Origin of the sequence: Bradyrhizobium sp. Ai1a-2, from assembly GCF_000426245.1 — a bacterium.
GTDB lineage: Bacteria > Pseudomonadota > Alphaproteobacteria > Rhizobiales > Xanthobacteraceae > Bradyrhizobium.
In genome coordinates this window covers 35688-48199 of the sequence record NZ_AUEZ01000014.1, presented here as the reverse complement: position 1 = coordinate 48199, position 12512 = coordinate 35688, and the positions used below count along the sequence as shown (strand labels likewise).

Below are 12512 nucleotides of genomic sequence, written 5' to 3'. Positions count from 1 at the left end.
CAGAAGATGTCGGTCCCATGCAAGTTCGAACGCAGCCTGCTCGACCACGACGAATACGAGACGATCCGCCTCACGCATCATCCCGCCATCTATGACGTCGAGCCGACCGATCTTGCCGATATGCGATCCCGCTTGCGCAAGATGCGCGATAAGGAGCGAACGCTCGGCCGACAAAAGCGGCGAGAGACGCGCGGAAAGGGCCAGGCTCGCGGCGCGAACTTCCCTGGAACCGCTGACCGTCCATTACAACGCAAGCAGGTGTTTGCCGCAGCACTGAAGCGGGTGAACAGCGAGCTCAGGCGTCTTCACAATCTGGCAGCTCGGACCGACAATGTCGAAGCGGCTCGAAAGGCTCTCGCGCTGCGGTCCGCGAGCTTCGTTCCCTATCCCTCCGCCGGATCTACCGCCAACGAAGGCATGGTGCCGCGTTTGAGCACGCGCCGAAGAAAGATCGTCACGGGCGCGCGAATCGGACGGGTGTCGCAGGCGACGAAAGTCGCTCAGGCAATACGCGATGCGCGAGGTGCATGAGCCCGCGCCGCGGGCGGCTTCATCCCGTTTGACTCGAGCGAGAGACAAAGGTGGTGCGGGTTTACGACGAGCTTTCGCCGGCACCAGCGCGCTTTGTTTCCTCGCCAGTGGCTTGCAAAGCGGGTTCTTCGGGGCGAGCGCCTGGGGCGCGACCGAAGCGACGGCGGAATCGTCGTGCGAAATGAGTGTAATCGACAAAGCCGCTGCTGTAGGCAATCTCATTGATGGGCTGGTTCGTGTTCAGGAGCACCCGCCGGTGCAACAGACGCGCAGCATGATCCAACCGGACCGATTGTATGAAGTGACTACAGGTCGAGTTGTGTGCAGTGAAGAGCTTCTGAAGATAGCGCAGCGAGATTCCTGCTTCGGCCGCCACCTCGCAGGGACCGAAGTCGGGATCCGCAAAGCGGGCTTTGATAATGTTGCAGATGCGCTTGAACAGCTTGTCCGCATGGCGCGAAAGGAGTTCATGGTCGGATGGCGCAAAGAGTGCACCGACGAGATCATAGGCCGCCAATTGCATGTAGGCATCGGCCGGTGAGAAGGTTGATCCGTCGCTGGCTTGGGCATCGCTGATAATGTCCAGGAGCAGACGCCCGGCGGACGTCCCGCCGCGTCTGAAAATTCCACCCTGCGGCTCAAACCCAAGATGGGACGCCAGTGACTGGCGCGGCAAACCAAGAGTCACGCAGTTCCACGGCGCCGCCCCGTTGCTGGGCAAATATGCCAGGGGCAGGGTCGTATCGACGAGCACAACATCGCTCGCAGCGAGTTGTACGGCCTGATCGTTGTGGATCATGGCCGATTGCCCGGCGAGGTGAAACACAACGAAGTAGTGATCGATGCCATCGACGCGAACGTCCCGCTGCGTCCGTTCGACGCGGACAGCATTGGACCCAATATTCAATGCCGTGAGCCCACTTATACTGACCTTGCTCACCCATCCAGCGAAAGTGCCGGATGGGATTCCTGTGGGTCTAAATCCGCCACACATCGAGCGGAGCGATTCTCTCCAGGTCTCGAAGTCTGGTTCTGTCGCGCGGCCGGTGTCATCACTCCGATGCATGATCGACTCTGTTCTCGTGACGCCTGGATTCAAGGTTCGACATGACCTGACGACGGCGAAAATACCTATTGGTGAAGTTCAAACGCCAGTCTCGCTGTCAAATTTTGAGCACGACGCTGTCGCGCCACAACACAGATTTCATCGAGATGTGGATCACGACTTCTCACGCCTTCGCGAGTGATGATCTGGACGCATCCGTGCTGGCGAAAGTGCGCCCACGGCTCACGACGTCCTGCCTCGAGCCGATCTAATTTCCTTTTGCACGACGGCAGTCAAATCCGAATTCGTTCGAAGGAGGTTGAAATGAAGGCGAAACTCGATGTGGCCTCGCAAGCAGCATCGGCGGATGCGCGAGCCGCCTCTTCGTCGGAAGCCCCAATCGGCAGACCGGCACGTCCCATGACCGGCGAAGAATATGTGGAGAGCATTCGGGACGGACGAGAGGTCTATCTCTACGGCGATCGCGTGAAGGATGTAACGACCCACCCCGCCTTTCGTAACTCGGTGCGGATGACGGCGCGCCTGTACGATGCGCTTCACGATCCCAGGACTCGCGACGTCCTGACTTGCCCCACGGACACCGGCAGTGGCGGCTATACGATGCGTTTTTTCCGGGCTGCCCATTCGGCAAAGGATCTGGTCGCCGATCGCGACGCAATCGCGGTCTGGGCGCGGCTTACCTACGGCTGGATGGGCCGCAGCCCGGACTACAAGGCATCATTTCTCGGAACGCTCGGAGCCAACGCCGACTTCTACGCGCCCTTTCAGGACAATGCCCGGCGCTGGTACCGCGAGTCGCAGGAAAAGGTCTTGTATTGGAATCACGCGATCATCCATCCACCGGTCGATCGAAACCGCCCGCCGGACGAAGTTGCCGATGTATTCGTTCATGTCGAAGAGGAGCGGGACGATGGCCTGATCATCAGTGGCGCCAAGGTCGTTGCCACAGGTTCGGCGATCACCAATATGAATTTCATCGCGCATTACGGCATCCCGCTCAAGAAGAAGGAGTACGCACTCATCTGCACAATTCCGATGGGGGCACCGGGAATGAAGCTCATCTGCCGACCATCCTATTCAATGACGGCCGCTGTGATGGGTAGTCCGTTCGATTATCCGCTGTCGAGCAGGCTCGACGAAAACGACACGATCTTTGTGCTCGATCGTGTTCTGATCCCCTGGGAAAATGTCTTTGTCTATGGAGATCTCGAAAAAGCCAGCACGTTTTTCCCGCAATCGGGCTTTCTGCCTCGCTTCACGTTTCAGGGATGCACGCGATTGGCGGTCAAGCTCGATTTCATTGCCGGACTGCTGCTCAAGGCGGTGGACATCACGGGCTCCAAGAACTTCAGAGGTGTGCAATCTCGCCTCGGAGAAGTGCTCGCCTGGCGCAACATGATGTGGGCGCTCACCGACTCGATGGCACATAACCCGGATGCCTGGGTCGGCAATACCGTTCTGCCTAACACCAACGCAGGTCTTGCCTATCGATGGTTCATGACGGTGGGTTATCCGCGGGTCAGGGAGATCATCCAGCAAGACCTCGGAAGTGGGCTCATCTACCTCAACTCGCATGCGGCCGATTTCAGGAATCCCGATATTCGTCCGTATCTCGACAAATATGTTCGCGGCTCGGATGGCTACGATGCGGTCAACCGGGTCAAGGTGATGAAGCTGCTGTGGGATGCGATCGGCTCCGAGTTTGGCGGCCGCCACGAACTCTATGAGCGCAACTACGGGGGCAACCACGAGTCCGTCCGAACGGAAATTCTCGCCGCACAGGATGCCATGGGGCTCACCCGCTTTTATCGCGAACTCGCGGACCAATGCCTCGCCGAATACGACCTCGATGGCTGGACTGTGCCGGATCTGATCAACCCTGACGAGGTCAACATGATCGGCAAGTTCAACTTCTAGCCATTCCCTCGGACAATCTGCGTCTCTGTCGGAGATGAGAGCCACATGAACATTGAACGCACCAGAATCATTCTCGAAGATCTCGAGCGGACTTTGCTGCAATTCATGCGCAAGCACGGGATCACCCATGATGAGTATCGTTGCGCCACGGACATCCTGGTGGATTCCGTCAAGGCAGGAGAAGAAACGCTGCTCTACGATGTGTTTCTCGAAGCTGAAGCGACGGATAACGCCAATATCGATAGGCGAAGCAGTATCGAGGCCATCGAGGGTCCGTTCTACTTGCCGAACTCTCCCCTGCTGAAGGCACCCTATGTGCTGCCCCAGCGCTGCGATGAAGCCGGCGACGTGCTCTTCTTTCGCGGTATCGTCGCGTCGCCCGATGGGATGCCGTTGGCGGCCGCCGAAATAGACATGTGGCAAGCGGATGCCGAGGGTCGCTACTCCAATTTTCATCCTGGCGTCCCGGAATGGAATCTGCGCGGGCGCTTCCGAACAGATCATGACGGCGCCTTCGAGGTCCGGACGATCGTTCCGCCACCTTACGAGATCCCGAAGAATGGGCCGACTGGTGTTGTGCTCAAGACGCTGGGCCGGCATTTCTTTCGTCCCGCCCATTTGCATCTGAAGGTCAGGCATCCCCGATACAAAGAATTGACGTCCCAACTTTATTTCGATGGCGGGGCTTACCTCGATAGCGACGTCGCGAATGCGGTACGTGAGGATCTGGTGGTGCAGCTTGTGCGTCGGGACGCACCGCGTGATCAGTCTGTCCGAGGACTACACAAGTCAGTTTTCGAGGTTCGGTACTTTTTTGTTCTCGAGCCGCGGCCGGCCACGCACATTCGCCATAGAGTCTGAGGGAGCAGGCAAATGTCTATGCCACGGACGACCTCAGCTTCTCAAATCCCCGATTTGGCATCCAGTTTTCGCAATGCGATGCGCCGCCTCGCAGCGACAGTCAGCGTCGTGACTTGCGTTGATGGGGACGGGTGGCACGGCATGACGGCAACCGCCATTACCTCGGTCAGTATCGATCCGCCGGCCATACTCGTGTGCGTTAACACGGCTGCAGCGTTCTACCGCCGCCTGTCATTATCGAAGAATTTCTGCGTCAACCTGCTCGGATCGCCGCATGTGCAGGTTTCGCAGGGTTTCGGCGGTCAATTGAGAGGCGCCGAGCGGTTTGCGAGCGGCAACTGGACGCTTACGCGCGAGTTGCCTTGCCTCATTGACGCCCAAGCCAATTTATTCTGCAAGACGGAAACGCAGACGCATTTTGGAACGCACGGCATCTTCATCGGCAGTGTCGAGGAAGCGAGGTTCTCCGCGGTGGCTGCTCCCCTTGTCTACCAGGACGGCCACTATGTGACGACATCTCCGCTGGTCGTCGCATGACGACATTTGCCATGCTGGCATCCTCAAATCTCCAAAAATTGCGCATAATTTCAATGGTATACGACATCGCCATTTTGTTCTGAGTGGCGCGACAAATTGCCATCATTCTAGTAAGAATTGCGTGCTCCGACTCGTGCGCGGATCTTCTCAGGTTCCGGTAGTCAACGGCGGCGAGATCGGCATCCTCAGGTCAAACCAGTGATTTTGTCGCTTCGATCGGTCCTGATGTATTTTTTGCTGGCGATGCTTGCGCTCGGTGGCAGCGCCCTGCGCGCGCAAGGCATAGCGCTCGATAAAGAGTTGGTGGTGGCAACAAAGGAAGCCCCGCCCTTCGCGATGAAGCAGCCGGATGGGAACTGGGGCGGTATCAGCATTGAGCTCTGGAAGAGGATCGCTGATCGAGCGCATCTGAAGTTTCGCCTGGTTGAGACCGAGAGCGTGCAGGACCTGCTTGATGGCGTCGCGAAAGGCGCCTTCGACGCCGGCGTGGCAGCGGTAACCGTGACCGCTGCGCGTGCACGCAATGTCGATTTCACTCAACCTTTCTATAACACCGGCCTCGGGATTGCGGTGCCGCTCAATGAGAGCCCCTGGGTTTCGATCGGGCGGGCGCTTCTCTCTTTCGGCTTCTTCCAGGCTGTCGGTCTGCTGCTTTGTCTTGCGATGGCGGTAGGCTTCCTCATTTGGCTGCTGGAGCGGCGGAATACGGAACATTTCGGCGGAGGCGCCAAGGGGCTCGGCTCCAGCTTCTGGTGGTCGACCATTGCCATGACGCAGGCGGGGGCCGCCGCGAACGCACCGGCAACGCTCCCCGGGCGCATCGTCGCGACCGGATGGATGATCGCTTCCGTCATCGCGATAGCCGTGTTCACCGCCGGCATCACCTCCACCCTGACGCGCAGGGAACTCCAAGGCGCCGTCCACAGCTTCAACGACCTGCGATCCGTTCGCGTCGGCGCCGTCGCGAACTCTCCGACAAGCGACTACTTCACCCGCCAGCAGCTCTCCTTCCGGGGATTCCCGGACGCCCAAAGCGGCCTATCCGCATTGAGCCGAGGTCAGATCGATGCCTTCGTGCATGACAAGCCGCTCCTGGCCTGGATCGTTCGTAACGACTTCTCAGGCTCGCTTCGGGTCGTCGACACCAGCTTCAGCAGCGAGCGATATGCGATCGTGCTGCCGAAAGGCAGCGCCTTGCGGCCGATGCTCGATCTCGCCGTGCTCGATCAAATCGAAAGCGATCGGTGGCAACAGACGCTGTTCCTTGCCCTTGGAAACGCACGATCGCCCTGACGGCCCCATCGGCTTTCGACGAATCTCAAATCCCGCATGGCGTCAATTGTCGGTACTCTCGTAAGGTTGTTCGCACGCATGGGTGGTATGCGGGCGTGCCTCGGAACAGAACTCCGAGTGATGGCGTTCGCAACGTCAGGGCTGGGTACTTTGGCCGAAGGTGGCGGAAAGACCCGGGCGGCATGGAAGACGAACTTGGGGGAGCCTATCCTGGCAACCGGTTGTTGCAGGCGCTCATGGTCGCGCGCCTCGAATCCATTTTGCCGCATCTCGAGCCGGTGAACTTGCGACAGCACCAGGTGCTTTTTCGCGCCGGCGCGCCGATCGACCATCTCTACTTCATAGATCGAGGCCTGGTTTCACGCGTCAAGACCATGGAGGATGGTCGAGTTGTCGAGATCGGAGCCGTCGGCAACGAAGGCATCGTCGGACTTTTCGCCATCCATGGAATCCGCGGCGCGATGTGGGAATATGCCGTCCGGATTCCGGGAATGGCGCTTCGCATCGATCGCGACACGTTCGAGCGGAAGATCACGCAAACGGATGAAGCTTCGGCCCTTCTGCGCCGATACACTAGCCTGGTTGTCGATGCGTTCTCGCAGATTGCCGCATGCAACCGCCTGCACTCGCTTCGGCAGCGCTGCTGCCACTGGCTTCTGGTCGCGCACGACAGCGCTGGCTCGGACAGTTTTCCTCTCACCCACGAGTTGCTCGCCCTCACGCTTGGGGTTCAGCGCTCCGGCGTATCGATTGCGGCCAATTCCTTGCAGAAGGCCGGCTTGATTCACTATAAGCACGGTCGAGTGAATATCCTCGACCGTGTGCGCCTCGAAACAGAGGCCTGCGAATGCTACGCGGCGACGCGCAGACAATTCGATGCGCTATTTACGGATACTGGGTGCAGGAGACGGACAGCGCGACAATTTGCTGCAGCTTCCGTGCGCATCGGTTGATTAACCAAGTCCCACGGAAGCATTTCTGCGTTGCTCCTTTGAGCAGAAGTCTGTTCGAAATCGAACAGACTTCACGAGTCCCACGGTGTCAGGCTTCGAATCGCAGGCTTGGGGATTCGAATGCTTGCTTCATCACGACGAGAGATGCCTCTGGTCAGGCATCTGCGACACTGGGTGGCACTGTCCACGACGTCAGCGCTGATGCTGTATGCGTCCGACGCGCGAGCCGTCGACGTCAGCACACAGGGCGAACTCGATGCCGCGATCAGCGCGGGCGCCACTGCGATCAATATCGTGGCAGGCAATCTGGCATTGTCTTCGGCGCAGTCGTTCGCGGCCGGCACGGACTTGACGGTTGCATCAGGCGCTAGCCTGTCGCTTTCCAGTGCCAGCCAGGTCGTGGGTTCCATCGGTGGCGGCGGCATCGTGACGCTCGGGACTCAAGCTCTCGCGGTTGGAGGCAACAACACCAATAGCGCTTTCTCCGGGACGATCGACATGACCAAGCAAGGGTACGATCCTCCCCCTTATGGAATCTTCGCCAAGGTCGGCTCCGGCACGCTGACCATCGATAGCGCCACGCTCACACTCGGTGAAAGCTATGTCTTCCAGGGTGCGCTGGCGCAGACCAGTGGAACCACGACTGTCACCTATCTCGCGGTGGGCGAGGGCGTGACTGGAAGCACGCCCAATGTCGGCGCGCTGAACGTTTCGGGAGGCGCCATCACCTTCGGCACCAGCCTGCAAGTCGGCGACTTCGGTGGACAGGGTACGGTTAATCAGACGGGCGGTACGGTCAGGGTAACCCCCACCTGCGGCGACGTCAGTCGCTGCGCGTCGATGAACATCGGCAATCAGGGTGGTGTCGGCACATACAACATCAACGGCGGCGAACTTTATCTCGACGGCGGCATCAACACTCTCGGGCGCAACACCGGCACGGGCCGGCCGGGAAGCAGCGGCACGATCAACCTCAGCGGCGGCGTCATTGATCTGTCCGGCGTCAACAGTCGTCTCATCCTCGGCTACGGCAACGCGGTTGCGACCGAGCCGCAAGCGCAGGGAACCATCAATCAGAGCGGCGGCATCCTGCGCGTCCACAATGGCTCGACGCTCCATCTCTCCGGCCTCAACACCAGCACGGGCGTGTACAACCTCAACGGCGGCGCGCTGGAGATCGGCGGCAACAGCCTGCTGCCTTCCTACAACAACAACACCCCGAACTATCAGTTCAATATCGGCAGCGGCACGATCAGGGTGATCGAGGCCCCGCTCGTGACAAGCGTGAACGCGACTTTGACCGGAGGTGTTGCAACGATCGACACCAATGGACTGGGTGCAACATGGAGCGGCGTGTTGTCGGGGCCCGGCAGCCTAGCCAAGATCGGAGATGGAACGCTGGCGCTCACCGGCAGCAACACCTACGCAGGCGGAACGTTCCTGAACGGCGGCACGTTGCAAGCGACCGCGGACAACAATCTCGGCGCGGCGACGGGTGGACTGAGCTTCGATGGCGGCACGCTCCAACTCGGCGCGGGCCTTACGACGGCGCGCAGTGTGATGTTGAACGGAAATGGCGGCACAATCGATACCAATGGTTTCAATTCCACCTTCTCGGGGACGATCGGCGGCGCGAGCAGCCTCACCAAGGCTGGCGCGGGATCGCTGACGCTGGCGGGCCCCGGATCCTATGGGGGAGCCACCCTTGTCAACGCCGGCACGCTGCAAGCGGGCGCTACGAATGTGTTCTCCCCGAACAGCGCCTATACGGTCGCAGGCGGGGCCACGCTCGACCTCAACAGTTTCAACCAGACCATCGGATCGCTCGCGGGCGCAGGTCAAGTCGCGCTGGGCTCGGCAGCGCTCACGGCCGGCAACGATAACTCGAGCACGGTGTTCTCCGGCGCCATCAGCGGGCCGGGCGGGCTCGTCAAGAGCGGGTCGGGTACGTTCTCGTTGACGGGTTCGAGCACGTACACGGGGCCGACGAACGTCAATGCCGGCATTCTGAGCGTAGACGGCTCGCTGATCTCGCCGGTGTCGGTCGGTGCGGGCGGCATGTTGCTTGGCAACGGCACGATCGGCGGCCTGAACGCGGCAAGCGGCAGCGTTGTAGCGCCGGGGCATTCGATCGGCACGATGAATGTCGCCGGCAATGTGAGCTTCGCACCCGGCTCCACCTATCTTGCGGAGTTCAGTCCCACGGGCCAGGCCGATTTGATCGCAGCCGCTGGACACGCGAGCCTGACAGGCGGGACTGTGCAGGCGCTCGGCGCTTTCACGCCCGATCTCGCCTACACGATCCTGACCGCGCAAGGTGGCGTGAGCGGCGGCTTCTCCGCTGTGTCGACTGCGACCGATTTTGCGTTCCTTAGTCCGATCCTGAGCTACACACCGACGTCCGTGCTGTTGACGCTCGAGCAGGTCCGCAGCTTCGCCAGCGCCGCCATCACGCCGAACCAGGCCAGTGTTGCCGAGGCGGCTGGCGCGCTGCCTGCGAGCAGCCCTCTCTTCCAGGCGTTGCTCATCCAGCCCTCGGTTGCGGGAGCCAGGCAGGCCTTCGATGCGCTCTCCGGCGAGATACACGGCAGCGTGCAGACCACCATGCTCGATGACAGCCGCTACTTGCGCCAGGCGGTGCTCGGGCGCCTGCGCCAGGCATCCTTTGCTGACCAACTGGGACCGTTCGCTGCCCTCACGGCTGGCGGGCCGCTGGTGGCGCATGCCGATTTCACCGTTGGCAATACCGATGCTGCACTTGCCTATGCCGATACACGAAGACCGGCCTTTCCCACGAAAAGTCCGCTGGTTCCGGCAACGCCGCGCGGCACCGATGTTGCCTGGTGGGCGCAGGGCGTCGGCGCCTGGGGCAAGATAGGCAGCGACGGCAATGCTGCCGACGTAAGCCGCAACCTCGGCGGCTTCTTCTCCGGCGTCGACAGCAGCTTCGGCGCCAACTGGCGTGCCGGCATCGCCGGCGGCTATACCAATTCGAACGTGCGGGTGAATGCGCAGGCAAGTGCCGCCAATGTCGACACGGCGCATCTGGCGGCCTATGCCGGCGCCGCATACGGTCCCTGGAATCTGCGTTCGGGCGTGGCCGCAAGCTGGAGCACGATCGACACCAGCCGAGCTATCCTGTTTCCTGGCTTCGCCGACCAGGCAACGGCACGTTACAACGCCACTACCGCCCAGGTGTTCGGCGAGGTCGGCCACAGCATTCGCTTTGGCAATATCGCCGCCGAGCCGTTCGCCGGTCTGGCGTGGGTGCATCTGGATACGGATGGCTTCAACGAGCGCGGAGGCCTTGCCGCGCTCATTGGATCGACGGCCCGCGACGATATCGGCTATTCCACCCTCGGAGCACGCATCGCCACCGGCGTCCAGCTCGAGAACGGCATGATGCTGACGCCGCGCGCTTCGTTTGCGTGGCAACATGCTTTTGGCGATGTGACGCCGGGCGCGGCACTCGCGTTCCAGAGTTTGGGTAGCGCCTTTAGCATTTCCGGCGTGCCTCTGGCGCGCGATGCCGCGCTGGTCGAAAGCGGCGTCGATCTGAACATCAATCCGAGCGTGACGATCGGCGTGTCGTATGTGGGGCAGCTCTCCGACAGAGTGAATGATCACTCGGTCAAGGGTAACATGAGCTGGCGCTTCTGAGCGGCGCCCCGCCGTTGCCGCTCAGACGTATCCGAGCCAATGCCAATAGGTGGTACCGAGCAACATCACCAGCGCAAGCGCGATGATGGTCAGCACAAGGCCGGTGCGAACGAAGTCCTTGGCGTCGAAGGTCTCGGTCCCATAGGCGACCATGTTCTGCGGAGCGTTCACCACGAGAATGAAGCCGAAGCTTACGACGAACTGCAGCAACATGGTCATGCCGACCATATTGATCCCGGGTGTCGCCACGTGCTGAAGCACGGCAATGACGATCGGGATCATCGCCGAAGCGAGAGCAGTCGCGCTGGCGAAGCCGAGATGGATCACTGTCAAGAACAGGCTCATCACGCCGAGGATGAACAGAGGGCTGGCGTTCTGAAGTCCAAACTTGGTTACGACCAGATTGGCTAGCCAGACGGCGCCGCCGGTCTGCAGCAGCGCGGTACCAAGGCTGATGCCGACGCCGAACAGCACGACGGTGCCCCACGGAATCCTCGGCTGCGCCTCCTTCCACGTCATGATTCCGATGCCTGGCATGAACAGCAATGCAACCGCTGCGATGGTGGTCGATGACGTATCGAAGCGGTGCAGCACGCCCTCGGTCGCCCAGAACCCGAGCAATGTCAGCGAAATCGCAAGCAGCTTCTTCTCGGATGCTTTCATTGCGCCCAATTCGGCGAGCGACTTGCGGATTGCGTCGCGACCGCCGGGCACTTCCTTGACTTCCGGCGGCATCATGCGCGTCATCACGAAATAGAGCACGATCGACATGATGATCCCGAACGGCGCCGCCGCGACGAACCATTCAACCCAGGTGATGGTCTGGTTCAGCGTCTTCTCGATGAAGCCTACTGCGACCATGTTCTGCGCCGCCGCGGTCTTGATGCCGACGTTCCAGATGCTGGCCGTCTGCGTCGCGGTGATCATCAGCATGCCGGCAAAAGCGCCTTTCCTGTTGACGCCGAACGCGGCGATGATACCGAGCATGATAGGCACGATGCACGCGACTCGCGCTGTCGTCGAAGGCACCAGAAACGACATGATGAAACCGACAAGAATCGAACCAATCACGACGTTGCGGGTTTCGGTGCCGACGCGGGAGAGAATGAAGAGGGCGATGCGTCTGTCGAGCTTCGTGGCTGTCATGGCGGCGGCGATAAAGAGCGCGGACGCCACCAGTGCCAATGCGGTGTTGGCGAAGCCGCTGAAAGCAAGGCCCAGACCTGCGCTGGTGCCCATTGCCACGGCTGGATTGGTGGGGCTCGGTGCCGTGCCGAGCAGAAAGGCCATCAGCGCGGCGATGACCACTCCGGACACCGCGTAGTCGAGCGTCTCCGTCATCCAGACGATCACGGCGAAGGCGAGCACGGCCAACATGCGATGACCCGACACTGACAATCCCTGTGGTGTCGGTAACACGAGCACAATGACCAGCACGGCAATGGCGAGCAGAAGCCCCCAATTGGAGCGGAGCCAAGACCGTTGAGCGGGATCACCAGCGCGTGCGCCGGCGGATACCGATGAACCTGCAGTCGACATGGCGTGCTCCTCTCGTCAGCACTTTGCGTGATGATTGCTGCGCTGCTTTGAGGAAAATCAAGAAACAGGTCTTCTCGCCAAGCCGCCGAACGGCAATCGCATGCGATGCAATCCTTGACCTGGGTCAACCCGATATCTGATCGGGAAGAGTATCT

Annotated in this window: 9 protein-coding genes; 7 read left to right on the top strand and 2 right to left on the bottom strand. The window is 60.7% G+C overall.

The window, feature by feature from the left end:
• The first annotated feature begins 6 nt into the window (after window positions 1-6).
• Complete coding sequence (locus K288_RS0112315) at window positions 7-531, top strand: hypothetical protein (protein WP_027579824.1); 525 nt, start codon at window positions 7-9, stop codon at window positions 529-531.
• A gap of 61 nt (window positions 532-592) precedes the next feature.
• Here the strand turns inward: K288_RS0112315 and K288_RS0112310 are convergent, their stop codons facing one another.
• Window positions 593-1597, bottom strand: a complete 1005-nt coding sequence (locus tag K288_RS0112310; protein ID WP_084799571.1) for a helix-turn-helix domain-containing protein — start codon at window positions 1595-1597, stop codon at window positions 593-595.
• 399 nt (window positions 1598-1996) lie between these two features.
• Between K288_RS0112310 and K288_RS0112300 the strand changes: the two genes are divergently transcribed.
• From K288_RS0112300 to K288_RS0112275, 6 genes are all read left to right on the top strand, one after another.
• Window positions 1997-3514 carry a 4-hydroxyphenylacetate 3-hydroxylase N-terminal domain-containing protein gene (locus K288_RS0112300; protein ID WP_051334507.1) on the top strand — a complete coding sequence of 506 codons (1518 nt, stop codon included), beginning with the start codon at window positions 1997-1999 and terminating at the stop codon, window positions 3512-3514.
• A gap of 45 nt (window positions 3515-3559) precedes the next feature.
• Window positions 3560-4375 carry a hypothetical protein gene (locus K288_RS45340; protein WP_051334498.1) on the top strand — a complete coding sequence of 272 codons (816 nt, stop codon included), beginning with the start codon at window positions 3560-3562 and terminating at the stop codon, window positions 4373-4375.
• A gap of 12 nt (window positions 4376-4387) precedes the next feature.
• Window positions 4388-4912: a flavin reductase family protein gene (locus K288_RS0112290; RefSeq protein WP_084799569.1), complete on the top strand. Its 525-nt coding sequence runs from the start codon at window positions 4388-4390 to the stop codon at window positions 4910-4912.
• Between the two features lie 225 nt (window positions 4913-5137).
• A complete protein-coding gene (locus K288_RS0112285; protein ID WP_043159711.1) occupies window positions 5138-6205 on the top strand; it encodes a transporter substrate-binding domain-containing protein in 1068 nt (355 codons plus the stop codon).
• A gap of 182 nt (window positions 6206-6387) precedes the next feature.
• A complete protein-coding gene (locus tag K288_RS45335) occupies window positions 6388-7158 on the top strand; it encodes a Crp/Fnr family transcriptional regulator (RefSeq protein ID WP_051334496.1) in 771 nt (256 codons plus the stop codon).
• A gap of 144 nt (window positions 7159-7302) precedes the next feature.
• Window positions 7303-10818 (top strand): autotransporter domain-containing protein, encoded by a 3516-nt coding sequence (locus tag K288_RS0112275; protein WP_027579819.1) that lies wholly within the window; start codon window positions 7303-7305, stop codon window positions 10816-10818.
• Between the two features lie 21 nt (window positions 10819-10839).
• Here the strand turns inward: K288_RS0112275 and K288_RS0112270 are convergent, their stop codons facing one another.
• On the bottom strand, window positions 10840-12357 hold the full coding sequence (locus K288_RS0112270) for a DASS family sodium-coupled anion symporter (RefSeq protein ID WP_027579818.1): 1518 nt from the start codon (window positions 12355-12357) through the stop codon (window positions 10840-10842).
• Window positions 12358-12512: the final 155 nt, after the last annotated feature.